The 22,586-nt window shown below is 69.7% G+C and carries 20 protein-coding genes; 5 read left to right on the top strand and 15 right to left on the bottom strand.

The window, feature by feature from the left end; translation table 11 throughout:
* Window positions 1-17: 17 nt before the first annotated feature.
* Entirely contained in the window at window positions 18-1,448 is a 1,431-nt protein-coding gene (locus ROZ00_13755) for a PLP-dependent aminotransferase family protein (protein ID MDT3737288.1), read from the bottom strand.
* A 192-nt stretch (window positions 1,449-1,640) separates the two neighbouring features.
* Here ROZ00_13755 and ROZ00_13750 point away from each other — a divergent pair, with 192 nt between their 5' ends.
* Window positions 1,641-1,976, top strand: coding sequence for a DUF2917 domain-containing protein (locus ROZ00_13750; GenBank protein MDT3737287.1), 336 nt, complete (start codon window positions 1,641-1,643; stop codon window positions 1,974-1,976).
* Here ROZ00_13750 and ROZ00_13745 read toward each other — a convergent pair.
* From ROZ00_13745 to ROZ00_13735, 3 genes are read right to left on the bottom strand one after another with little or no spacing between them, the layout of a single operon-like run.
* The gene (locus tag ROZ00_13745; protein MDT3737286.1) at window positions 1,966-2,424 is read right to left on the bottom strand and encodes a L,D-transpeptidase; all 459 of its coding nucleotides are present in this window, start codon (window positions 2,422-2,424) and stop codon (window positions 1,966-1,968) included. The genes ROZ00_13750 and ROZ00_13745 overlap by 11 nt on opposite strands.
* 13 nt (window positions 2,425-2,437) lie before the next feature.
* Window positions 2,438-3,136 (bottom strand): class GN sortase, encoded by a 699-nt coding sequence (locus ROZ00_13740; GenBank protein ID MDT3737285.1) that lies wholly within the window; start codon window positions 3,134-3,136, stop codon window positions 2,438-2,440.
* Between the two features lies 1 nt (window position 3,137).
* Window positions 3,138-5,282, bottom strand: coding sequence for a marine proteobacterial sortase target protein (locus tag ROZ00_13735; GenBank protein ID MDT3737284.1), 2,145 nt, complete (start codon window positions 5,280-5,282; stop codon window positions 3,138-3,140).
* Between the two features lie 248 nt (window positions 5,283-5,530).
* On the opposite strand from ROZ00_13735, the gene pdsR reads away from it, so the two are divergent.
* From pdsR to glpD, 3 genes are read left to right on the top strand one after another with little or no spacing between them, the layout of a single operon-like run.
* Window positions 5,531-6,220, top strand: coding sequence for a proteobacterial dedicated sortase system response regulator (pdsR, locus tag ROZ00_13730; GenBank protein ID MDT3737283.1), 690 nt, complete (start codon window positions 5,531-5,533; stop codon window positions 6,218-6,220).
* Window positions 6,217-7,872 carry an ATP-binding protein gene (locus ROZ00_13725; protein MDT3737282.1) on the top strand — a complete coding sequence of 552 codons (1,656 nt, stop codon included), beginning with the start codon at window positions 6,217-6,219 and terminating at the stop codon, window positions 7,870-7,872. The genes pdsR and ROZ00_13725 overlap by 4 nt, the downstream gene beginning before the upstream one ends.
* 9 nt (window positions 7,873-7,881) lie before the next feature.
* Window positions 7,882-9,411 (top strand): glycerol-3-phosphate dehydrogenase, encoded by a 1,530-nt coding sequence (gene glpD, locus ROZ00_13720; protein ID MDT3737281.1) that lies wholly within the window; start codon window positions 7,882-7,884, stop codon window positions 9,409-9,411.
* Here the strand turns inward: glpD and ROZ00_13715 are convergent.
* The 8 genes from ROZ00_13715 to ROZ00_13680 form a co-directional block, all read right to left on the bottom strand.
* Window positions 9,395-9,967: a DUF3365 domain-containing protein gene (locus ROZ00_13715; protein MDT3737280.1), complete on the bottom strand. Its 573-nt coding sequence runs from the start codon at window positions 9,965-9,967 to the stop codon at window positions 9,395-9,397. The genes glpD and ROZ00_13715 overlap by 17 nt on opposite strands.
* A gap of 78 nt (window positions 9,968-10,045) precedes the next feature.
* Window positions 10,046-10,612, bottom strand: coding sequence for a hypothetical protein (locus ROZ00_13710; GenBank protein MDT3737279.1), 567 nt, complete (start codon window positions 10,610-10,612; stop codon window positions 10,046-10,048).
* Window positions 10,613-10,664: 52 nt separating this feature from the next.
* On the bottom strand, window positions 10,665-11,510 hold the full coding sequence (locus tag ROZ00_13705) for a Tim44-like domain-containing protein (protein MDT3737278.1): 846 nt from the start codon (window positions 11,508-11,510) through the stop codon (window positions 10,665-10,667).
* 11 nt (window positions 11,511-11,521) lie between these two features.
* On the bottom strand, window positions 11,522-12,259 hold the full coding sequence (gene ubiE / locus ROZ00_13700; GenBank protein MDT3737277.1) for a bifunctional demethylmenaquinone methyltransferase/2-methoxy-6-polyprenyl-1,4-benzoquinol methylase UbiE: 738 nt from the start codon (window positions 12,257-12,259) through the stop codon (window positions 11,522-11,524).
* Between the two features lie 28 nt (window positions 12,260-12,287).
* Window positions 12,288-12,737 carry a DUF971 domain-containing protein gene (locus ROZ00_13695; GenBank protein MDT3737276.1) on the bottom strand — a complete coding sequence of 150 codons (450 nt, stop codon included), beginning with the start codon at window positions 12,735-12,737 and terminating at the stop codon, window positions 12,288-12,290.
* 64 nt (window positions 12,738-12,801) lie between these two features.
* A complete protein-coding gene (locus ROZ00_13690) occupies window positions 12,802-14,400 on the bottom strand; it encodes a hypothetical protein (protein MDT3737275.1) in 1,599 nt (532 codons plus the stop codon).
* Window positions 14,397-16,010, bottom strand: a complete 1,614-nt coding sequence (locus ROZ00_13685) for a hypothetical protein (GenBank protein MDT3737274.1) — start codon at window positions 16,008-16,010, stop codon at window positions 14,397-14,399. Before ROZ00_13685 ends, ROZ00_13690 begins: the two co-directional genes overlap by 4 nt.
* Window positions 16,007-16,441, bottom strand: coding sequence for an HIT family protein (locus ROZ00_13680; protein MDT3737273.1), 435 nt, complete (start codon window positions 16,439-16,441; stop codon window positions 16,007-16,009). Before ROZ00_13680 ends, ROZ00_13685 begins: the two co-directional genes overlap by 4 nt.
* A gap of 97 nt (window positions 16,442-16,538) precedes the next feature.
* Here ROZ00_13680 and ROZ00_13675 point away from each other — a divergent pair, with 97 nt between their 5' ends.
* Window positions 16,539-17,402: an amino acid ABC transporter substrate-binding protein gene (locus ROZ00_13675; GenBank protein ID MDT3737272.1), complete on the top strand. Its 864-nt coding sequence runs from the start codon at window positions 16,539-16,541 to the stop codon at window positions 17,400-17,402.
* Between the two features lie 76 nt (window positions 17,403-17,478).
* Here ROZ00_13675 and ROZ00_13670 read toward each other — a convergent pair whose 3' ends face one another.
* The 3 genes from ROZ00_13670 to ROZ00_13660 are packed head-to-tail and all read right to left on the bottom strand — an operon-like array spanning window position 17,479 to window position 22,492.
* Entirely contained in the window at window positions 17,479-17,931 is a 453-nt protein-coding gene (locus ROZ00_13670; protein ID MDT3737271.1) for a glutaredoxin family protein, read from the bottom strand.
* Window positions 17,932-17,984: 53 nt separating this feature from the next.
* Complete coding sequence (locus tag ROZ00_13665; GenBank protein ID MDT3737270.1) at window positions 17,985-18,629, bottom strand: LysE family translocator; 645 nt, start codon at window positions 18,627-18,629, stop codon at window positions 17,985-17,987.
* Window positions 18,626-22,492: a DUF3683 domain-containing protein gene (locus tag ROZ00_13660; GenBank protein MDT3737269.1), complete on the bottom strand. Its 3,867-nt coding sequence runs from the start codon at window positions 22,490-22,492 to the stop codon at window positions 18,626-18,628. The genes ROZ00_13665 and ROZ00_13660 overlap by 4 nt, the downstream gene beginning before the upstream one ends.
* Window positions 22,493-22,586: the final 94 nt, after the last annotated feature.

Genomic DNA, 22,586 nt, shown 5'->3' with positions numbered 1-22,586 from the left:
TTTACAGGGAGAAGGGGTCAGGCGCCGGTCAGTTCCCCGGCCAGTTCGCCGAGCCGGCGCACCCCCGCTTCGATGGCCGGCGTCCACGGGTTGCCGCAGTTCAGGCGCAGGCAGTTGCGGTAGAGGCCGCTGGGCGAGAACAGGTCGCCGGGCACGCAGGCGATGTTCTCCTCGGCGGCGCGCTCGAAGAGGAGGCTGGTGTCGACCTTGCCGGGCAGCTCCAGCCAGAGCACCACGCCGCCCTGCGGCCGGGTGATGCGCGTGCCCTCGGGGAAATGGCGCGAGACGGCGTCGGCGGTGCGCTCGACCTGCTGCCGGTAGGCGCGCCGCAGCGCGCGCAGGCTGCGGTCGTAGGCGCCGGTCTCGAGGAAGCGCGCCAGCACGTTCTGCGTGATCGGGTTGGTGGCGCCGCTCGCCAGGGTTTTTTGCCGCATCACCTCGGTGGCGAAGCGGCCGGCGGCGACGTAGCCGCAGCGCAGGGCCGGCGTGATCGACTTCGAGAATGAGGCGCAGAGCATGACGTTGCCGCTGCGGTCGAAGGCCTTGGCCGGCCACGGCCGCCGCTCGCCGAACTGCAGGTCGCCGTAGATGTCGTCCTCGATCAGCGGCACGCCGCGCGCGTCGAGCAGGCGCACCAGGCGCTTCTTGTCGGCGTCGGAGAGGATGGTGCCGAGCGGATTGCTCGAGTTGGTGACGAACAGGCAGGCCTTGACCTTGCCGTCGCGCGTGGCGAGGTCGAGGGCGTCGACGGAGAGGCCGCGGCGCGGGTCGGTGGGGATCTCCAGCGCCTTGAGGCCGAGCGACTCGATGAGCTGCAGCATCAGGTAGTAGCTCGGCGACTCGACGGCGACGGTGTCGCCGGGCTTCGTCACGGCGCGCAGGCAGAGGAACATTGCCTCGCTGCAGGAGTTGGTGACGACGATCTCGTCGGCGTCGAGCGGGCCGCCCCAGGCGAGCGAGCGGCGCACCAGCTGGCGCACCAGGGCCGGCTCGTTCATGTCGGTGTGGCTGTTGCTGCGCAGGAGGTTCGGCTGCTGGCGGGCGACGCTCGCGTAGAGGCGCTGGATCGCCGCCACCGGCAGCAGCGAGGTGTCGGGCAGCGCCGCGCCGAGCGGCACGACGCCGGGGCGGTTGTTGAGCTGCAGCACGCGCAGGATGCGCTGGGAGAGGTCGACCTTCACCGGCCGCGCCGGCGTACGGCGCGCCTCCGGCTCGGCGCGCGCCAGCGGGCGGCGGCGCACGAAGAAGCCGGATTGCGGCCGCGCCTCGACCAGGCCGCGGTCCTCCAGGGTGCGCAGCGCCTGCAGCACGGTGGACACCGAGAGGCGCTTCTCCTGCGAGAGCTTGCGCACCGAGGGCAGGCGGTCGCCGGGGCCGAGCACGCGGCGGTCGATGAGGCCGGCGAACTCGTCGGCGAGGGTTTCGTAGCGGAGGCTGCGCTCTTCCATGCTGGATCTCCCGATGACCCCGCCATCGTAGGCGGCGCTGCCGGGACGGAACAGATACAGTTGCGCCCCGGATCGACCGGCACAGTTTGCCAAAACGCGGAACTGTATTGGTAACAATTTCGTGTTGCTGTATCTGTATCGGTGGCGGGCGGAAACCTAGACTGGCTGCATCGTTTCCCGCAGGGGGCCGCCATGGATCACTACTGTCTGCAGCTTGCGCCGATATCCCTCGCCGACGGCGAGACCCTCGTGCTGGAGGACGCCCGGGGCGTCGTCATCGACGCCACCCGCGGCCTGCTCTGGGTGACGGTGACCGGCGAGCCGGGCGACGTCTTCCTCTCGCCCGGCCAGAGCTGGTGCGTGCCGGGCCGCGGCCGCGTCGTCATCGAGGGCGCGACGAAGTCGCTGAATGAACTGCGCGTGCACTGCCCGGCTTCCTTCCTGCAACGGCGCGTGCGCCCCTTCCTCGACCGCAGCCTGGTGTGCCTCTGCGCGGGCCTGCGCCGCGAGGGCAAGGCTACGGCTTGACGACGACCGGCGTGCCGTCGGTCACCAGGTTCCAGATCTCCTCGATGTCCGGGTTGCTGACGGCGATGCCGCCGGTGGTCCAGTCGCTGCCCTTGAGGGCGACGGCGAGCGGGCCGAGCCAGTCGGGCGTGCCATGCAGCTGCAGGCCGCCGCCGGCGTGTTCGGCGGCGGACGGCGACTGGCGGGCGAGACGCAGGGCGAGGTGGTTGGGGCTCTTCGGGTTGCGCCCAATGATGACGTAGCGGCCGGCCGGCGCGCTGCTTTTCGCCCCGAGCGAGATGCGGTAGCTGCGCACGACGCGCTTGCAGCCCATCAGCGTCAGGCGGCGCCGCGTTTTGTCGACGACCAGCTTGTCCACCCGCGGCACCAGGATCGGCCGCGGATAGCCGGAGTTGTCGTCGAAGGCGCGCGTGTTGGCGAGGGCGACGGAGAAGCAGAGGGCGTTCATGTCATGGCTCCTTTCAGAGGGCTTGGGCGGTGACGACGTAGCGCAGCGGGCCGCCGGCGCGCAGGGCGTCGAAGGGGTAGCAGGTGATCAGCGTCAGGCGCGTCTCGCCGGGCGCCTGTGCCAGCACGCGGGTCTCGGACTTGTCGACGATCTCGGCGCCGGCGACGCGGTAGCGCCGTGTCACGGAGACTGACTTTTGCACGACGATCTCTTCGCCCGGCTTCACGTCGCGCAGGAAGGCGAAGTGGGTGTCGCGATGGGCGCCGACGACGCTGTTGCCGGCCTCGCCCGGCAGCGGCGTGCCGAAGACGTGGCCGGGGCCGAAGGCGATGGTGCGGCCGTTGGCACCGGCCAGCACGTAGCGCTCGATGCCGCGGTCGGGCACCGTGAGGCGCGCCACCGGCCAGGTGTCGGCCCAGGGCCAGGGTTTGGCGTGTTGTTCGCCTTCCAGCGTGCGCGCCCAGGCCTGCTTGATCAGCACTTGCGCCAGCCAGGCTTTCGCCTGGATGTATCCGCCCTGGCCGAGCTGCCAGAGGCTGACGCTGAAGGCGACGGCGGCGAGCCAGAGTTGCCAGCGGCGCGGCAGGAGGTAAGTTCGGCCGCGCACGACGGCGCGGGCGGGCTCGGCGTGCATCGCCGCGGGCCAGGCGCATTCGACGCCGAGGGGCCAGTCTTCGCGCGAGGCGGGTCGGCTGAAGGTCATGGCTTTCATCTCAGGCCCTCCTCAGTGCAAGCGGCTCACGGCGCGCGGTGACGTACAGGCCGATCGCCAGCAGCAGGCTGAGGCAGCCGGCCAGCAGGTTCCACAGCGAATCGGTGGCGCCCTGCGGCAGCTCGCCGAAGACCTTGCCGTACTCCCAGCCTTCCGGCAGGTTGGTCGGGATGGCGCCGGACTGGAGTTCGTCCTCCTTCGGCCGCACCGGCGTCTTGTCCACCGCGACGAGGCTGGTGTACTTGCTGACGAGGTGGTGGGCGAGGGCGACCTCGATCACCGCGTCGCGCACTTCTTCCTCCTTGGCGCCGTCGCGCTGGCTGTCGATGAGGGAGGCGATCTTCTCGCGCGCCCACAGCACGCCCATGCCCTTGCCCGTGCGCGCGTCGGCAAGCGGGAGGATGGCCTGCCAGGGTGTGTCGCCGCGCAGGCCGGAGAGCTTGATGTCGCCTTCCGCCTTGTCGAGCGCGGCGGAGACGACGATCGGCTCGCCCAGGTAGAGATCCGGCACGCGTTTCGGCCAGGCTTCGACGCTGCCCGGCCAGGCGATGTCGACGCCCTTCAGCACCGGCGATTCGAGCTTGGCGAAGAGGCTCCCCATCTTTTCCTTCACTTCCTCGATCTTGCCGATGTAGGTGAAGGTGCCGCGGCCGGTCTGCGCGGCCTTGCTCATGAAGTGGCTGTTGGGCGCCGAGCCGATGCCGACGGTGAACAGGCGCGAGTCGCCGAGCTTGTCCTTGATCAGCTTGAACAGGTTGTCTTCGTTGCCGACGGCGCCGTCGGTGAGGAAGATCACCTGGCGGACGCGGCCGGGGTTCTCGCGGCCGTTCAGCGCGAGGTTGAGGGCCAGCGCCATCTCGGTGCCGCCCTGCGCCTGCAGCTTGCGCACCCAGCGTATGGCGTGCTCGCGGTGGGCGGCGCTGGCCGGGCGCGCGTCGGCGTAGAGGGCCTTGGCGTAGGAGTTGAATTCGACGACGTTGAAGCTGTCCTGCTCGGAGAGGCGCGCGATGGCGAGCTCGAGGGCGTCGCGGGCCTGGGCGATGGAGCTGCCCGACATGGAGCCGGAGGTGTCGATGACGAAGACCACTTCGCGCGGCAGGCGGGCGGCGGCGACCTCCTTCGCCGGCGGCATGACCATGAGCAGGGCGTAGCGCTTGCCACCTTGGTTTTCGGTGAACAGCGCCGCCTGCGGGGCATGGCTGGCCGCCGGCGTCCACTTGAGTTCGAAATCCTTGTTGGCCGGCACGCTGCCTGCGGCCAGCTCGACGATGCGGCCGCCGCCCTCCGTCTCGTGCTGCACGATGGCGTGGTAGGGGCTGTCGACGCGGGCGAGCGGCACGCCGGCATCGAGCACGACCTTCAGGCGCACCGGGTTGGTCGGCGCATGTTTGGCCGGGTCGAGCACCGGCGGCGTGATGCGCGCGGCATCGGGCACCTGGTCGGTGTTGTTCGCCCAGCCCGTGCCCGCGCCCTGGCCTTCGGCGGGCGCGCCGGGGATGTAGCGCGGGCCGACCACCATGGGGAAGCGCAGGCTGAAGCTGCCGCTCAGTTGGGTAACCTCGTATTTGAGGGTCTGCTGGTATTCGATCTCGACGACGATCTCGCCGCGCGGCGGGATGTTGGCCACGTTCGTCGTGAAGATGTTCGGCCGCTCCTGCTCGACCAGCGCGGCGCGCCGGCCCGACGACTTGGCCTGCTCGTACCGGGCGCGCGCGGCCTGGCGCTCCTGGATGTCGCCCTCGACGATGCGGTCGCCGACTTTCATGCGCAGGTGGTCGACCGCGGCGTTCTCCGGCAGCGGGAAGACGTAGATGCCTTCGAACCAGGTGTCGTAGGGGTTGCGGTAGGTCTGCCTGACGACGGCGCGGGCGACGATGCCGGAGACCTCGATCTCGGCCTCGGTCGCCACCGCCGGCACGGCGAGGGTGGCGCCCTCGGATTTGAGCAGCAGCGTGCCCTGCTGCACCTCTTTCGGCTTCATCGGCACGAGTTCCGATGCCTGCGCGTCGTGGGCCAGCAGCAGCACCACGCCGGCCAGCGCGATCGAGGTGGCCAGCCCGATGGCGAAGGCCAGCACGACCTTGGCGACGAGTTCGACGAACAAAAGCTTCCTGCGGCTGACGAAGAAGCCCGACACCGTGTTCATTGTTTTTCTCCTTCCCGTTTGACGACGCTTGCATTGAAGCCGGGAAGGCGGGCGGGAGCCGGGAGGGAAAAGGGCGGGGCGGCGAAGAATTGTGGCAAAAATATGGCAATGAAAATGACCATCCCCCCGACCCCCTTCCCGCGGAAGGGGGTGACGGTTGTTCGCTGCGCTCCATGCCGCTGACTGGCCCCGCCTTGGGGCGGCCCGGCGACGGGGCCAGCGCATTTAATTCGGGTATATTCCAGCGCATGCCGAAACGCATCGCCATCGTCGAGGACGAAGCCGCCATCCGCGCCAACTACGCGGAGGCGCTGGCGCGCCAGGGCTATGAAGTCGCCGCCTACGCCGGCCGGCCGGAAGCGCTGGCGGCGTTCCGCACGCGGCTGCCGGACCTGGCGGTGATCGACATCGGCCTCGGCGACGAGCCGGAGGGCGGCTTCGAGCTGTGCCGCGAGTTGCGCGCGATGAGCCCGCGCCTGCCGATCATCTTCCTCTCGGCCCGCGATTCGGACTTCGACATCGTCTCGGGCCTGCGCCTCGGCGCCGACGACTACCTGACCAAGGACATCAGCCTGCCGCATCTGCTGGCGCGCATCGCCGCGCTGTTCCGCCGCGTCGACGTGCTGGGCGAGCCGCAGGCCGAAGAGGAGGTGCTCGAGCGCGGGCCGCTCAGGCTGGATGCCAAGCGGCTCGTCGCCACCTGGAACGCCGTGCCGGTGGAACTGACTTTGACCGAGTTCTGGATGGTGCACACCCTGGCGAAGTTTCCCGGCCACGTGAAGGATCGCGACCAGCTCATGCACGACGCCAAGCTGGTGGTGGACGAGGGCACCATCACTTCCCACATCAAGCGCATCCGCCGCAAGTTCCAGGCCGTCGATCCGGCGTTCGACCGCATCGACACGGTGTACGGCATGGGCTACCGCTGGAAGGCATGAACTTCCGCATCACCCTCAGGCTGAAGCTGGCGCTCGTCGCGCTGACGCTGCTCGCCCTGCCCTGGGTCGGCTACCGCTACGTGCAGGAGATGGAGCGCTTCCTGCTCGAGGCGCAGCAGCAGGCGCTGCTGGCGACGGCGCGCGCGGTGGCCACCGCCCTGCACGAACGGCCGCAGCTGATGCGCCTGAAGGTCGCCGAGGACGACGCGGCGCGGCGCGCAGCGGAGGAGGGCCTGAAGCAGGCGGCGGAGCGGGCGGACATAACCGGCCAACCGGCGGTGGTCGAGGAGATCGGCCGCGAGTCGGTGATGACGGAACAGCAGTCGGTGGCGGAGATCACCGCCATCCTGCGCGGGCTGGAGCGCTCGACGGGGCGCATCTGGGTGGTGAACCGCGAGCTGAAGCTGCTGGCGCTCGCCGGCAGCCTGAAGCCGAAGGCGAAGCCGGAGAGCGACGGCGCCGACGGCGCCGCAAGATTGTGGCGCGACATCCTCGCCCGCATCGTCTCGCGTCCGGATGCGGACTTCGACGAGGCGCTCGACGAGGACGTGCTCGCCACCGGCCGCGAGATCACGCGCGCCCTGCTCGGCGCGCCGGCGACGCGCGTGCGCAACAGCGCGGACGGCCGCGCCGTCATCGTCTCGGCGGCGCACCCGATCTGGCGCCGCGACAACGTGCTGGGCGCGGTGGTGGTGGAGGAGACCACGCATTCCATCCTCTCGGTGCGCAGCCAGGCCATGGAACGCCTGCTGCTCGCCACCATCGCGGTGTTCGCGCTGGCCGCCGCCGTGCTGCTCGGTTTCGCCACGCGCCTGTCGAACCGCATCCGCCGCCTGCGCGACGAGGCGGAGAGCGCGGTCGACGCGCACGGCCGGCTCAAGCAGCTCGTCTCGGGCTCGCGGGCGGGCGACGAGATCGGCGACCTGTCGCGCAGCTTCTCCGCCGTGCTGGCGAAGCTGGCCCAGCACCACGGCTACCTGGAGAGCCTGGCCGGCCGCCTGTCGCACGAGCTGCGCACGCCGATCGCGGTGGTGCGCTCGTCGCTGGAGAACCTGCGCCTGGAGCCGGACCCGGCGCAGGCGCAGGTCTATCTCGGCCGCGCCGAGGAAGGCCTCGCGCGCCTGTCGAAGATCCTCACGCGCATGAGCGAGGCGACGCGCCTCGAGCAGAGCCTGCGCAGCGAGGCGCGCGAGCGCTATGACCTCGCCGCGGTGGTGACGGAATGCGTGAGCGGCTACCGGCTCGCCTATCCGCAGCACAGCTTCGACCTGCAGCCGCCCGACCAGCTGCTGCAGGTCGACGGTTCGCCCGACCTGCTGGTGCAGCTGCTCGACAAGCTGGTGGCGAATGCGGTCGACTTCGGCCGCGCCGGCACGCCGGTGCGCATCGGACTGCTGCGGGCGGGGAACGATGCGCAGCTGGTCGTCGCCAACGCAGGTCCGCCGCTGCCGGCGGAGGTGCAGGGCCGGCTGTTCGAGGCGATGATCTCGTCGCGGCCCGATCGCGGCGGCGAACGCAACGATGGGCCGCACCTCGGCCTCGGCCTCTACATCGCGCGCCTCATCGCCGAATTCCACGGCGGCACGATCGCCGCCGCCAACCAGGCGGATGGCGTGGCCGTGACGGTGACGCTGCCGCTTGCGGCGGGGTAACATGCAGCGGTGATTTCCAGTTCGGACCCCGTTTTCGATCTGCTCATCGTCGGCGCCGGCATCAACGGCGCCGGCCTCGCGCGCGACGCCGCCGGGCGCGGCCTCAAGGTGCTGATCGTCGACCAGGGCGACATCGGCGGCGCCACCTCCTCGGCGTCGACCAAGCTCATCCACGGCGGCCTGCGTTACCTCGAGCATTACGAATTCGGCCTGGTGCGCGAATCGCTCGCCGAGCGCGAAATCCTCCTGTCGATCGCGCCGCACCTGGCGCACGAGCAGCGCTTCGTCATCCCGCACACGCCGGCGCAGCGGCCGCGCTGGATGATCCGCCTCGGCCTGGCCCTCTACGACGGCCTGGCGCGCGGCTCCAGCCTGAAGCGGGCGGAAGCGCTGAGCTTCCGCGGCACGCCGTTCGGCGCGCCGCTGCGGCCGGAGTTCGCGCGCGGCTTCGCCTACTCCGACCTCGCCACCGACGATGCGCGCCTGACGCTGCTCAACGCGGTGTCGGCGGCGCAGCTCGGCGCGCGGGCGATGACGCGCACGCAGCTGGTCGGCGCGCGGCGCGCGGGCGGCCAATGGAAGGCCGTGCTGCAGGCGGCCGACGGCGCGCAACGGGAATGCGCGGCGCGCATCCTGGTGAACGCGGCGGGACCGTGGACCGCGGAGCTGCGCAAGGCGATCGCCGGCGATGCCGCCGGACCCGAATCGCTGCGCCTGGTGAAGGGCAGCCACCTCGTCGTGCCGAAGCTCTACGAGGGCGGGCAGGCCTACCTGCTGCAGAACGACGACGGCCGCATCGCCTTCGTGATTCCCTTCGAGGACGAATTCAGCCTGGTCGGCACGACCGAGGTGCCGCTCGACGCGCCGGATGCCGCGCCGCGCATGGACGCCGCCGAGGCGGGCTACCTGTGCGGGCTGGTGAACCGCTTCTTCCGCACGCCGCTGCAACCGGAGCAGGCGGTGTGGTCGTTTGCCGGCATCCGCGCCTTATACAACGCTGGCGACGACGGCAAGGGCAATGTCTCGGCGGTGAGCCGCGAGTACCGCCTGACGGTGGACGGCGGCGCGGGCGAAGCGCCGCTCTTGTCGATCTTCGGCGGCAAGCTCACCACCTACCGGCACCTTGCCGAGCGGGTGCTCGAGCGGCTGAAGCCCTGGCTGCCGGGCCTGCGCCCTCCATGGAGCGCGTCGGTGCACCTGCCCGGAGGCGGATTGGGCAAAAGCGGCCTGCCCGGCCTGCTGCTCGAACTCTCCCGGCGCTATCCGAAGCTGTCGCCCGACCTGCTGCATGCGCTGGCGCACCGACACGGCACCCTTGCCGGGCGCGTGCTCGGGCAGGCGCAGACGGAGGCGGGGCTGGGGGAATATTTCGGCGGCAGCCTGTACGCCGCCGAGGTGGACTACCTGGTCGCCCACGAGTGGGCGCGCGAGGCCGACGACATCCTCTGGCGGCGCACGAAGTGCGGGCTGAAAACAAGCGAGGCGGCACGGGGCCGCCTCGCCGACTACCTGCGGGAAAAGCTTACAGCGGCTTCTTGATGGTGATGGCGCCGCGGATTTCCGCCGGGCCGTAGCCGACGCCCTTGTCGTTCGGGTAGAGCTCCTTCAGCTTGGCCTGGGTCGCCGGGCTGATGCGGTCGGGCGTGCCGTGGCATTGCAGGCAGAGGTCCTGCGTCGGCAGGGCCTTCATGTAGCGGTACATCTTCACGCCGTCGACCGTCACGACTTCGCCCTTTTCCAGCCCGGTCGGCTTCTCGCCGGCGGCGGTGCGCTTGTCGAAATCCTTCAGCACGGCTTCTTCCCAGGCATCGGGTACGGCCTTCGGGTTGCGGTTCTTCAGGCTGACGCGGCGGATGGCCCAGCCGGTCTTTTCCGAGGCGGCCTTGGCCATGGCCGGGGCCTTTTCGCGGCAGACGCCGATGGCGCCTTCGGGGCCGCCCTTCTTGATTTCCTCTTCGAGGACGGTGAGGAGTTTCGGCGGAATGCCCGAGGCGACGCCACGGGCCTCGGTCAGCAGCTTGTCTTCGGCAGCGAAGGCGGGGGCGGCGGCGATGGCCAGCGCCAGGGGCAAGGCGATTCGAATGGTCTTGTTCATGTTCTCCTCCCAGGAAAAAGTGCGCGGGCCATTGTCCATGAGGGCCGCGCGGGCTTCTGTAACCTAAGTCACACAGGATTACTTGTCGAAGGCGGCGATGCGCCGCTCGAGGGCGTCCGCATCGCGGCGGAGCGCATCCACCTCGCCGGCGAAGGCGCTCATTGCGGCCTTGTCGACGCCGGCGGGCTGCTCGTAGCGCAGGTATTCGGCGACATTCTCCGCCAGGCGCCGCGCCGCATCGGCCTGCGCCGCGGCGATGCCGCCGGCGGTCTTCACGATCCGGTGCGCGGCGATGTCGCCGACCGCGCGGCCGAGATCTTCTTCGGCGTCCCAGTCCAGCTTGCGCAGGACGAAGCCGAGCGCCTCGGCGAAATCGGCGGCACCGGTGATGTGGGCGTCGCGCATCATGGCGTCGCGCCCCTGCAGCAGGGCCAGCGCCGCGCCGGCGGGCAGGACGATCTCGACGGCGGGTTCGCCCGTGCCGAGCGATTCGAAGGTGCCGTCGGGCGCGATGCGGAACGCGAGCGGCAGCGGTCCCAGCACGAGGCGCGCGCGCCGGCCGGCGAAGGGGGCGAGCTTCGCGCGCGCCCAGGGCGCGGCGGCGAGCAGATGGTTGAAGGCCTGAAGGAGGGCGAGGTCGAGCACGGATCGCTCCAACGAAAAGGGGCCCGCAGGCCCCCGATCCGGTTTGCGGCGTTCAGTTGGCCTGCTGGATGCCGGCGACCGCCCAGCCGCGGCTGCCGTCGACCGGCTTGGTCAGGTGCCAGGTTTCGTCGAAGGCTTCCGGCGCGGCGCCCTCGGTTTCGCGGATGGCACCGTGGAAGCGCACGCTGGCGACGTACTGCGCGCCTTCCTCGGCGACCTCGAGCAGTTCCGCGTTCAGCGTGACGACGTCGGTCTGCTGCGGCGCGTCGCCGCGCTCATTCATCTGCAGGCGAATCTCGGCAAAGACTTCCGGGGTGGTGAAGTTGCGGATGTCCTCGATGTTGCCGGTATCGTGGGCCGCCTGCAGGCGCACGAAATTGAGCTTGGCCTGGCGCAGGAAGCCGTCGACGTCGAAGCCGGCCGGGATGTTGCCGGCGGCCGAAGGATGTGCAGCGCCCGCGGCGGGCTGGGCCTCGAAGCGCAGCGGGGCGTTGCCCGCGCCGGCTCCGGCGTACTGCAGGGACTGACTTTGCGGCATGCGCTTGCGCGTCAGCAGCCGGAACACGAACACCGCCGCCGCGACGAGCAGCAGGATCATGACGAAGGAAGCGAGTTCCTCGCCCAGGCCGAGGTGGGAGAACAGGGCGGCCAGGCCGAGGCCGGCGGCCAGGCCGGCGACCGGGCCGAGCCAGCGGCTGCCGCCGGCGGCCGGTTGCGCCGCCGCCGGCTGGGTCGGGGTGGTGGCCGGCGCCGCGCTCGGCTTGGCAGGAGCGGGAGCCGGCGCGCTGCGCTGCATGCCGAAGCTCTTGCTGCCGCCCATCCTTCTGGCTTCCGCATCGCCGACGGCGAAGCCCAGCCCGACAAGGGCGGCAAATACGGCGATCAGGGCATTTCTCATGGCGTCTCCTCTCAGAATTTGTAACCGCGATGCAGGGCGACCACGCCGGCCGCCATGTTGAAGTATTCGACCTTGCCGAGGCCGGCTTGTTCCATCATGCCCTTCAGCGTTTCCTGGTCGGGATGCATGCGGATCGATTCGGCCAGGTACTGGTAGCTGCCGGGGTCGTTGACCACCTTGCTGCCCAGCCAGGGCAGCACCTTGAAGGAATAGAAGTCGTAGGCCGGCGCCAGCGGCTGCCAGACCTTCGAGAACTCCAGGATGAGCAGGCGGCCTCCGGGGCGCAGCACGCGCGCCATCTCGGCCAGCGCCTTTTCCTTGTGCGTCATGTTGCGCAGGCCGAAGGCGCAGGTGACGCAGTCGAAGTGGTCGGAGGGGAAGGGCAGCTTCTCGCCGTCGCACTGCGCCGCCGGCATCATGAAGCCGTGGTCGATCAGGCGGTCGCGGCCGCGCACGAGCATGGCGTTGTTGATGTCGGTGAGCCAGACCTGGCCGCTGCTGCCCACTTTTTTCGCGAAGGCCAGCGAGAGGTCGGCCGTGCCGCCGGCGACGTCGAGCACGCGGTCGCCCGCGCGCACGCCGGAGACCTCGATGGCGAAGGCCTTCCACAGGCGGTGCATGCCGAGCGACATGAGGTCGTTCATGAGGTCGTACTTGTCGGCGACCGAATCGAAGACGCCGGCGACGTGCTTCGCCTTCTCGGCCTCGTCGACCTGCTTGTAGCCGAAATGGGTGGTCTTGTCTGTCATGCTGCGCCGTGTCGTGGGGACTGACTTTTCAATGCGAGCCGCAGCTGCCGCCGCCGCAGCCGCCGCTGCCGCAGCCGCCCTCTTTCGGCAGTTCGGGATAGTCGGCCGGATCGCGGCTGGCGCCGGCTTCCTGCATGCGGTCGAGGTACTCCTGCCAGAGCCGGTCGCGGCTGGCGCCCAGCCAGTAGAGATAGTCCCAGGAATAGATGCCGCTGTTGTGACCATCCGAGAAGGTCGGCTGGATGGCGTACATGCCGACCGGCTCGACGTGCTGGATTTCCACGTCGCGCTTGCCGACCTGCAACGTCTCCTGGCCGGGGCCATGGCCGCGCACCTCGGCGGAGGGACTGTAGACGCGCATCAACTCGTAGGGCAGCTCGAAGCGGCTGCCGTCGCTGAAGGCGACTTCCATCATTCTGGACTTCTGGTGCAGCTTGATTTCGGTGGGGATCGGGGTGTCTTTGTCGAGTCCGCCCATGTCAGTCTCCAGGCGTGAAATGAGACGGCAATCATACCCCAGAAGACCGCCCGAATAACCGCGCTTACAGGCGGGTGAAGGCGATGCGCTCGAAGTCGGCCCCGCTGGCCATCAGCCTGTCCAGCCGCAGCCGGGCCGGGCGGTCGGCGAAGGCTTCGATGACGCGCCCGGCCTGGAACCAGCCGCGCGGCAGCACCAGCGAGGCGGGTTCGTCCAGGGCGGGCACGGCGGGCAGCAGGAAGGCGCGCACATAGCGTTCCGAGTGCGAGACGTTGGCGCCGGTCGGCCGCACGGCGATCCCCTGCGGCAGGCCCGGCAGGACGTGGATGCCGACGAGCAGCTCGTCCTGCAGCATCAGGTTCCAGCTGACCTGCGCCAGCAGGAAGTGCCCGCCGTCGGGCGGCTTGAGGCCGAGCAGCTGGCCGTGGCCGATGCGGGCGCCGGCCTCGCCGCGTTGCAGGCGGAAGCCGGAGACGGACTGGTTGGCGACTTCCCAGCGCTCCAGCGGATAGCCGATGTTCACCTGCGCGGCGCGCACGTTCAGTTGCGTCGGGTCGACCTGGTCGCGGAAGGTCCAGATGCGCTCCATGTCGCCGCGCGAATACATGCGCACGTGCTCGGGCTGGTGGAACTCCGCGCCGCTGACGTGGAAATGGATCGCCTCGAAGCCGAGGCAGCAGTGGGCGACGCCGCTGGCGGCGCGACGCTGGAAGCGGCGCGGCGTGGCGTTCAGGCACCAGGGCTTGTAGAGCTTGAGGAGCAGGCGGCTGGCGGTGGACGGCGGGCAGTCCTCGCCGAGGCCGAGCACGGCGGGATTCGTGCCCTTCTTCAGGCTGGCCAGCAATTTCTGGATCTTCGGCGCGAGCTTGCGGGTGTCGAAGTGGCGCACCGCGTCGGTGTGCGGCAGTTGTTCGAGCGGACGGGCGCTGGCATCGGCCATCAGGTCGATGCCGAAGGCGCGCGTCTCGATCGCCTCGCCGAGGGGATTGATCGAAGTCAGCGAAGCGAAGCGCCGCGCCCAGCGGCAGATCCAGGCGAATTCGTGGGCACTGCGGCTGTAGGGACCGGACAGGTCGACCAGCAGGATGGCGGCGTAGGCTTCGGCGGCGCTCTGGCTCTTGCGCACTTCGTTGAGGGGCTCCGGCACCGCCGTCTTGTCGATGCCCCATTCCTCCGCCGTCGCATAGTAGCCATGCAGGTCGATCCAGGCGCCCGGCGCCGGCTCGCGGCGGGCGCGGAAGCATTCGAGGATGACTTTGCCGGCGTAATGCACGCAGCGCTGGCAGATGAGGGCCAGCCGGTCCTGCACCCGCGGCTCGTTCGCGCCCAGCTGCGCCACCTGGGCATAGGCGCGCGCCATGGCCTGCCAGAGGGCGATCACCTGGCGGAAGGCTTCCGCCTCCGCCGGGGCCGGCGGCAGCGGCCGGGCGGCGTAGCGCTGCGCGATCTCTCCCTGCAGGAAGGCGAGCGGCGCGCGCATCGTTTCGAGCACGTCGAGATAGGCGGCGGCGCCGGGCGGGCGGCGCTTGAGCCCGTCGAGCAGCATGGCAAGCGTCTGCTGCGCCGCGCGCGCATTGGTGAGCGGCAGCCCGGCGATCAGTGCCGCGCAGGCGTGCGGGTCGGCGGTATCGACGGCCAGCGGTTGGCGGACGGCCACATTCATAGATTGTCGAAGGCGCAGCGCTCGAAATCGCTGCCGCGGTCAAACTGCCGGATGAGGCGGATCTGGCGCGAGGACTGCTCGTAGAGTTCGATGATCCGGCCGGCGCGGAACCAGCCGGCCGGCACGATGACGGACTCGGGGTAGTTCAGCGCGGGCACGGCCGGCAGCCTGAAGCCCGGCCGGTACTTTTCGTTGACGGCAGCCAGGCCGGTGCCGCGCAAGGCAACGGACTGCGGGTGGCCCGGCATGATCTGGATGCCGGCCTGCAGCTCGCTGCCGCCGGTCAGGCGCGACCAGCGTGCCACGGCGAGCAGAAAGTTGCGGCTGCCCTCCGGCATGATCGCCACCATCTGGCCGCCGCCGACGCGTCCGCCGGGCTGGCTGAGCGGGCGCATCAGGCGAAAGCCGGTGGCGGATTCGTCGAGCACCTGCCATTCCTCGACCATGAAACCCTGCATCTGGCTGTAGTCCTCCTCGTGCCGGGTGGCGACGCGGCCGAAGGTGGCGATTTCGTCGGCCTGGGTCTTGGACATGGCATCGGCCTGGCCGGGCTGGCGGAAGATTTTTCCGGACAGGTAGTAATGGATGGCATCGAGGCCGGTGACCATGCGGCAGATGCCTTTGCCGGGACGGCGCGGATGCAGACGGGCGGCACCGCCCTTGCACCATTGCTGGTAGAGATGGCGCAGCAGGTTCTCGCAGGCGGGCTGCACGGCGTCCTCGCCGAGGCCGAGCGAGGCCGGCGATTCGCCCTTCTGCAGGTGGGCGATGCGGCGCTTGATGCTGCGCGACAGGTCGGACAGGTCGAGCCAGCGCAACTGGCCGCTGCCTTCGGCAGCCCATGCCTCGGGCACATCCGAGGACAGGTCGACGAGGAGCGGCGGCACCCTCGGCTCGGCGGGCGGGGCGTTCAGCACGACCACCTTGCCGCCCCAGCGATGCAGCCAGCGCTCGACCTGCATGAGCTGGCGTGCGGACAGCTCATAGGGGCTGGCCCGATGCAGCAGCAGGGTCTGCGCATAGGCGGCCGTGACGCTGGAGGCCGGGTGCTCGGCCTGCAGGGAATCGTTCACCGGGTGGGACAGCGCGCCGAGATCCTCCGCTGCCGAGAAGACGCGGTGCAGCACCTGCCAGAGCGAGGCGGGCGGGTCGGTGGGAGCGCGATAGATGTCGAGCAGTTCCGCGCGCAGGGCGCCGATGACGCGCTGGGCGATCAGCGCGGCATGCGGCCGCAGGTCGGCCTGGCCTTCCAGGCAGGCGGCCAGGCAATGCAGGTAGCCGGTCTGCACCGCCTGCCAGAGCGTGCGGTTGGCGTCCATGCCGGCCTGTTCGGGCGGTGCCAGCGGCAGCGGCCGGCCGGCGAACTTGCGCGCCGATTCGGTCTGGGCAAAGGAGATGGGGTCGCGCAGCAGCTCGAGGATCTTCAGCCGCTCGGCCGGCGCGATGGCGTAACGGTTGAGCAGGTTGAGCTGGCGCAGCAGCAGGGCCTGGGCCTGGGCCGGATTGGCCAGCGGCTGCGCGGAAAGCCAGTCGCGGCAACTGCGCGCGTTGGCGAAGGCCGGCGGCTGCTCCGGGCCCAGGGCCGGCAGGTCGAATCCGATGGCGCTCATTCTCCTCCTTGTTCCTCTGCCAGGGCGCGGATAAAGGCAATCCGCAGGGCGGCGCCGTCGACGGCGCTTCGTGGTTTTGCTTCGCGCTCCGCCCTGCCCCAGACCGGATTGGGGAAGTGGCGGTCGTCGCGCCAGCGCGGGATGACGTGCCAGTGCAGGTGCGGCACCACGTTGCCAAGGCTGGCGAGGTTGACCTTGTCCGGCCGTGCGGCCGTGCGCAGCGCCGACTCGGCGGCGAACACCACCGACATCAGGTGGCGGCGCTCGACGGCGTCGAGATCGGTCATTTCGGCCACGTGGCGTTTCCAGACGACCCGGCAGAAGCCGGGGTAGTCGGCATCCGCCACGAGCAGCAGCCGGCAAAGCTCATCCTGCCAGAGGATCTCCCCGCCTGCTTCGCGGCACAGCTGGCATGCATCCACCACCGACATCGCCCGATCCCTGCCTATGCGAAAAGGACGGATGCATTCTACCCCGCCCGCCGCTACAATCGAATGGCATCCCCTCAACTCTTCCAAGGAGTTTCCCATGCGCCCCCAGGCTTTCGCGCGCCGCTGCCTCGCCGCCCTTTTTCTTCTGCTGGCCGCCGGTGCCTGGGCCCAGGCCGGCACGCTGGACAAGATCAAGCGCACCGGCGTCATCTCCCTGGGCCATCGCGAAGCCTCGATCCCCTTCTCCTACCTCGGCGACAACCGGCAGCCGGCCGGCTATTCGGTCGAGTTGTGCCAGCGCGTGGCGGAGAGCGTCAGGCGGCAGCTCGGCCTGGCTGCGCTGCAGGTCAAGTGGGTGCTGGTGACGCCGGGCAATCGGGTGGAGAAGCTCAACAGCGGCGAAATCGACCTGGAGTGCGGCTCGACGACCAACACCCTGTCGCGCCAGGGGCAGGTCTCGTTCAGCCTGCTGACTTTCGCCGACGGCGGCAGCCTGCTCATGAAGGCCGACTCGGGTCTGCTGGGCATCGCCGACCTGGGCGGCAAGCGCATCGGCGTCGTGCCCGGCACTACCACCGAGGGCAGCCTGCAGGATGCGCTGGCGCGCCACAAAGTGAAGGCGGAGGCGGTGAAGTTGAAGGACCACGCCGAGGGGCTGGTGGCGCTGATGGCCGGGAAGATCGACGCCTATGCCTCCGATCGCGTCATCCTGGTCGGGCTGGTGCTCGGCTCCGGCAACCAGGCAAGCCTGCGCCTGTCGCACGACCTGTTCTCCTACGAGCCGTATGCGCTGATGCTGCGGCGGAACGACTCGGCCTTCCGCCTTGCGGTCAACCGCGAGCTGGCGCGCCTCTACCGCAGCGAGGAGATCTACGCCATCTACGATCGCTGGCTCGGCGTGCTCGGCCCGCCCGGACCGCTGCTGAAGGCGCTGTATTTCCTCAACGGCCTGCCGGAGTAGGCGCTCGACGGATTGCGCACCCCGTGCGCGGCGCGGGTTTGGAAAGTCAGTCGCCGCAGGACGGCGGACGGCGCCCTCAGTAGCCGGACACCTTGAGCAGTTCTTCCAGGCTCGCCTCGGAATAGCCTTTGAGCGTGCGGCTGCCTGCGACGATCAGCGGCACGCCGCGCCCGCCTTGCTGGCGGAATTCCCGCTCGTAGGATTCCGAGACCGTGATGTCGCGCTCGGTGTAGGGGATGCCGCGCCGTCCCATGTGCGCCTTCGCCTGCTTGCAGTAGCCGCAGGTCGGCGTGGTGTAGATCACCAGGCTTTCGCGGGTGCCGGTCAAGCTGGCTTGCCTGCCGCCCGTCAGCACCGGGGTGCCGGAGTAGGTATTGATGGGCGTGGTGACCGGCCGGGCCTTCGCTTCGGCCGGCGGCCGGTCGCCATAGTGGGTGCGCCCCTGGGCGTCGACCCACTTGTAGGGTTGCGCGCAGACGGGAGCGCTGGCGAGGGCGCAGGCGAGCAAGAGCAGGGGGCGGGCGAGCATCGTTGGCCAAGTCGGTTGCAATGGCAAAAGCATGCACCATTGCGCCGGTGTTGTCAGCCCCGTTCCGACAGCGCGAGGCGGATGCCGAGGCCGATGAACAGCACGCCGGTGGCGCGGTCGAGCCAGCGGCCGACGGCCGGGCGGGCGCGCAGCCAGCCGCCGAGCGTGCCGGCATACCAGCCGAGGGCGCCGAAGATCAGCACCGTCTGGACGGCGAAGAGCGTGCCGAGCAGCGCCGTCTGCGCCGCCGCATGGCCCCGCGCGGGGTCGATGAACTGCGGCAGGAAGGCGAGGAAGAACAGCGCCACCTTGGGGTTGATGGCGTTGGCGACGAAGCCGCGCATGAGGTAGGGGCGCATCGCATCGTCGGCCTGCCGGCCGTCGGCGTCCGCGGCGAGCGCGGCGCCGGGGCTCCTCAGCGCCTGCACGCCGAGCCAGACGAGGTAGGCGGCGCCGGCCAGCTTGAGCGCGGTGAAGGCGGTTTCCGAGGCGGCGATCAGCGCCGTGACGCCGAGCGTCGCCCACAGCGTGTGGGTGAAGCAGCCCAGCGCGCAGCCGAGGCCGAAGCCGATGCCGGCGCGGCGGCCGCGCGACAGGCCGAGGCTCAGCACGGACAGGTTGTCCGGGCCGGGCGCGAGCGTGATCAGCGCGGCGGCGGCGAGGAAACCCGCGATCTGCGCGAACGAAACATCGATCACAGCAGCACCCGCTCGATGCCGCCGGCGTTGGCGCGGGCGACGTAGTTTTCCAGCCAGTCCGGCCCGAGCAGGTGCTTCGCCAGCTCGACGACGATGTAGTCGGCGTCGGTGCCGGTGTCGTCGGCGTAGCGGTGCAGGCCCTGCAGGCAGGACGGGCAGGAGGTGAGGATCTTCACCGGCTCGCCGCCCGGCAAGCGCGCGATGCCGCGCACGATCTCTTCCTGCTTGCGGAAGCGCACCTGGGTGGACACGTCGGGCCGCGCCACCGCCAGGGTGCCGGATTCGCCGCAGCAGCGGTCGTTGAGGTCCACGCGGCTGCCGAGCAGCTGCGCCGCCACCTTGGTGCCGTTGTGCACCTTCATCGGGTCGTGGCAGGGCTGGTGGTAGAGATAGCGCACGCCCTGCACGCCCTCGATCTTCACCCCTTTCTCCATCAGGTACTCGTGGATGTCGAGCAGGCGGCAGCCGGGGAAGATCTTGCCGAATTCGTATTTCTGCAGCTGGTCCATGCAGGTGCCGCAGGAGACGATCACCGTCTTGATGTCGAGGTAGTTGAGCGTGTTGGCGACGCGGTGGAACAGCACGCGGTTGTCGGTGGTGATCTTCTGCCCCTGGTCGGCCTCGCCCGCCGCCGTCTGCGGGTAGCCGCAGCACAGGTAGCCGGGCGGCAGCACGGTCTGCGCGCCCAGCTCGAAGAGCATGGCCTGGGTGGCGAGGCCCACCTGCGAGAACAGCCGCTCGGAGCCGCAGCCGGGGAAGTAGAACACGGCATCCGAATCCTCCGTGACCTTCTGCGGGTCGCGGATCACCGGCACGATGGTGGCGTCCTCGATGTCGAGCAGCGCGCGCGAGGTGCGCTTCGGCAGCCCGCCCGGCATCGGCCGGTTGATGAAGTGGATGACCTGCGTGCGCACGCTGGGCGCGCCGAGCGTGGCGGCCGGCTGCCGCGTGCTGCGCCCGGCCAGCCCCGACCATTTCGCCAGCCGGTAGCCGAGGCGCTGCGCCTTGTAGCCCCACTCGATCATGCCCTTGCGCATCAGCTTGATCGTCGCCGGATCCTTGATCGTGAGGAAGGCCATCGCTGCCGCCTTGGCCGGCACGAACTTCTTGCGGCCCTGCTCGCGCAGGAAGTTGCGCATGGCCACCGAGACGTCGCCGTAGTCGATGTCCACCGGGCAGGGCTTTACGCAGCGGTGGCAGATGGTGCAGTGGTCGGCGATGTCGTTGAATTCGTCGAAATGGGCGAGCGAGACGCCGCGCCGCGTCTGCTCCTCGTAGAGGAAGGCCTCGACCAGCAGTCCGGTGCCGAGGATCTTGTTGCGCGGCGAGTAGAGCAGGTTGGCGCGTGGCACGTGGGTCGAGCAGACCGGCTTGCACTTGCCGCAGCGCAGGCAGTCCTTCACGCTGGCCGCGATGTTGCCGATTTCCGACTGCTCGAGGATCAGCGACTCGACGCCGAGCAGGCTGAAGCTGGGCGTGTAGGCGTTGCCCAGGTTGGCGCCGGGCAGCAGTTTTCCTCTGTTGAAGCGGCCCTCCGGGTCGATGCGGTGCTTGTAGTCGACGAAGGGCGCGATTTCCTCGGGCGCGAGGTAGTCGAGCTTGGTGATGCCGATGCCGTGCTCGCCGGAGATGACGCCGCCGAGGTTTCTCGCCAGCGCCATGATGCGGTCGACGGCGGCGTTGGCCTCCTGCAGCATCTCGTAGTGGTCGGAGTTGACCGGCAGGTTGGTGTGCACGTTGCCGTCGCCGGCATGCATGTGCAGCGCGACGAAGACGCGGCCGCGCAGGATCTCGCGGTGGATGCCCTCGATGCGTTCCAGCACCGGGCGGAACAGCGTGCCGTCGAAGATGTCCTCGAGCTGCGGCTTCAGCTCGCGCTTCCACGACACGCGCACCGAGTAATCCTGCAGGGTGTGGAAGACGGTTTGTGCAGCCCCCTTTGCAAAGGGGGCCGGCGGCGAAGCCGACGGGGGGATTTGCGGCGGCCGAGAAATCCCCCCTGACCCCCCTTTTTCAAAGGGGGAAATGTCGGCTGCCGGCGCGTCGAGGTTGTCCAGCAGCCATTGCCAGCGTTGCCGCACCGTTTCGATCAGCTCCAGCGCCTGCTCGCGGCGGTCGCCGATGAGTTCATCGGCGTCGAGGTTGGCGTCGCCGGCGTGCAGCGGCAGCTCGCCCTGCAGGAACTCGGCGAGGGCCTCGCACAGGCGCAATTTGTTGCGGATCGACAGCTCGATGTTGATGCGCTCGATGCCGTCGCAGTAGTCGCCCATGCGCGGCAGGGGAATCACCACGTCCTCGTTGATCTTGAAGGCGTTGGTGTGGCGGGCGATGGCGGCGGTGCGGGCGCGGTCGAGCCAGAAGGTCTTGCGCGCTTCCGCGGTGGTGGCGATGAAGCCCTCGCCGCCGCGGGCGTTGGCGATCCTCACCACCTGCGAAGCCGCCTGCATGACCGCCGTCTCGTCCTCGCCGACGATGTCGCCGAGCAGCACCATCTTCGGACGGCCGTGGCGCTTGGCCTTCGAGGCGTAGCCGACGGCCCGGACGTAGCGCTCGTCGAGGTGCTCCAGTCCCGCAAGCGTGGCGCCGCCGGGGCGCGCCTCGAGGAAATCCTTGACCTCGACGATGGCGGGCACCGCCTCGCGCACCTGGCCGTAGAACTCGAGGCAGACGGTGCGCGTCACCGGCGGCAGGCGGTGCAGGATGAAGCGCGCCGAGGTGATGATGCCGTCGCAGCCTTCCTTCTGCACGCCGGGGAGTCCCGCCAGGAACTTGTCGGTGACGTCCTTGCCCAGGCCGGTCTTGCGGAAGCGGCTGCCGGGAACTTCCAGCGTTTCTTCCGAGAGTAGCGCGCCCGTGGCCGAATCGCTGCGGCGCAGGCGGAACTTCGCCAGCGCCTGGTCGTGGATCTTGCCGAGGTTGTGCTCGAGGCGCTCGACCTCCAGCCAGTTCCCGTCCGGGCCGACCATCTTCCAGGAAGCCAGGTTGTCGAGCGCCGTGCCCCACAGCACGGCCTTCTTGCCGCCGGCGTTCATGGCGATGTTGCCGCCGATGCAGGAGGCGTCGGCCGAGGTCGGGTCGACGGCGAAGACGCGGCCGGCTTCCTCGGCGGCCTCCATCACGCGCCTTGTGACCACGCCGGCGCCGCAGTGGACGGTCGCGTAGGGCCGGTCCGTGCCGGGCAAAGTCAGTTCCTCCACCACGCCGAGGCGGTCGAGCTTCTCGGTGTTGATGACGACCGAGCTGGGCGTCAGCGGCACGGCGCCGCCGGTGTAGCCGGTGCCGCCGCCGCGCGGGATGATGGTCAGGCCGAGCGCGATGCAGTCCTTCACCAGGCCGGGGATCTCGTCCTCGCTGTCCGGGCAGAGCACGACGAAGGGGTATTCGACGCGCCAGTCGGTGGCGTCGGTGACGTGCGAGACGCGCGACAGGCCGTCGAAGCAGATGTTGTCGCGCCGCGTGTGCTTCGAGAGGGCGCGCAGCACTTTCGCGCGCAGGGCGGCGGTGGCGGCGAAGGCGGCGGCGAAGCGCTCGACGGCCACGTGCGCCGCCGCCAGCAGCTGCGCGACGCTCTCGTTGCCCTGGCGGCGCTTCTCGATCTCGGCGAGGCGGTGGCGCAGGGCGTCGATCAGCGCCTCCCGCCGCTCGCGGTTGTCGAGCAAATCGTCCTCCAGGTAGGGGTTGCGCTGCACCACCCAGATGTCGCCCAGCACTTCGTAGAGCATGCGCGCCGAGCGGCCGGTGACGCGCTCGGCGCGCAGCTTGTCCAGCACCTGCCACGCCTCGGCCCCGAGCAGGCGGATGACGATCTCGCGGTCGGAGAACGAGGTGTAGTTGTAGGGGATTTCGCGCAGGCGGGCGGTCATGCGGGCGGGAACGGCTGCAAAGAAGCGAATTTTAACTTACCGCAACGCAACACGCAGCGGAATCAAACCCTTGTGGCCCGCATGGCCTTGAGAG

This window comes from Denitratisoma sp. (genome assembly GCA_032027165.1).
GTDB lineage: Bacteria > Pseudomonadota > Gammaproteobacteria > Burkholderiales > Rhodocyclaceae > Desulfobacillus.
The sequence above is the reverse complement of the archived record's forward strand: the minus strand, read 5'-3'. Positions and strand labels throughout refer to the sequence as shown.

Bases quoted from the DNA above. Each gene is read 5' to 3' on its own strand.
- pdsR (MDT3737283.1), top strand. From the start codon at position 5,531: ATGCCGAAACGCATCGCCATCGTCGAGGACGAAGCCGCCATCCGCGCC.
- ROZ00_13705 (MDT3737278.1), bottom strand. From the start codon at position 11,510: ATGAGAAATGCCCTGATCGCCGTATTTGCCGCCCTTGTCGGGCTGGGC.
- ROZ00_13715 (MDT3737280.1), bottom strand. From the start codon at position 9,967: ATGAACAAGACCATTCGAATCGCCTTGCCCCTGGCGCTGGCCATCGCC.
- ubiE (MDT3737277.1), bottom strand. From the start codon at position 12,259: ATGACAGACAAGACCACCCATTTCGGCTACAAGCAGGTCGACGAGGCC.
- ROZ00_13670 (MDT3737271.1), bottom strand. From the start codon at position 17,931: ATGCTCGCCCGCCCCCTGCTCTTGCTCGCCTGCGCCCTCGCCAGCGCT.
- ROZ00_13675 (MDT3737272.1), top strand. From the start codon at position 16,539: ATGCGCCCCCAGGCTTTCGCGCGCCGCTGCCTCGCCGCCCTTTTTCTT.
- ROZ00_13690 (MDT3737275.1), bottom strand. From the start codon at position 14,400: ATGAATGTGGCCGTCCGCCAACCGCTGGCCGTCGATACCGCCGACCCG.
- ROZ00_13725 (MDT3737282.1), top strand. From the start codon at position 6,217: ATGAACTTCCGCATCACCCTCAGGCTGAAGCTGGCGCTCGTCGCGCTG.
- ROZ00_13750 (MDT3737287.1), top strand. From the start codon at position 1,641: ATGGATCACTACTGTCTGCAGCTTGCGCCGATATCCCTCGCCGACGGC.
- ROZ00_13660 (MDT3737269.1), bottom strand. From the start codon at position 22,492: ATGACCGCCCGCCTGCGCGAAATCCCCTACAACTACACCTCGTTCTCC.
- ROZ00_13680 (MDT3737273.1), bottom strand. From the start codon at position 16,441: ATGTCGGTGGTGGATGCATGCCAGCTGTGCCGCGAAGCAGGCGGGGAG.
- ROZ00_13685 (MDT3737274.1), bottom strand. From the start codon at position 16,010: ATGAGCGCCATCGGATTCGACCTGCCGGCCCTGGGCCCGGAGCAGCCG.
- ROZ00_13695 (MDT3737276.1), bottom strand. From the start codon at position 12,737: ATGGGCGGACTCGACAAAGACACCCCGATCCCCACCGAAATCAAGCTG.
- ROZ00_13745 (MDT3737286.1), bottom strand. From the start codon at position 2,424: ATGAACGCCCTCTGCTTCTCCGTCGCCCTCGCCAACACGCGCGCCTTC.
- ROZ00_13755 (MDT3737288.1), bottom strand. From the start codon at position 1,448: ATGGAAGAGCGCAGCCTCCGCTACGAAACCCTCGCCGACGAGTTCGCC.
- ROZ00_13740 (MDT3737285.1), bottom strand. From the start codon at position 3,136: ATGAAAGCCATGACCTTCAGCCGACCCGCCTCGCGCGAAGACTGGCCC.
- ROZ00_13735 (MDT3737284.1), bottom strand. From the start codon at position 5,282: ATGAACACGGTGTCGGGCTTCTTCGTCAGCCGCAGGAAGCTTTTGTTC.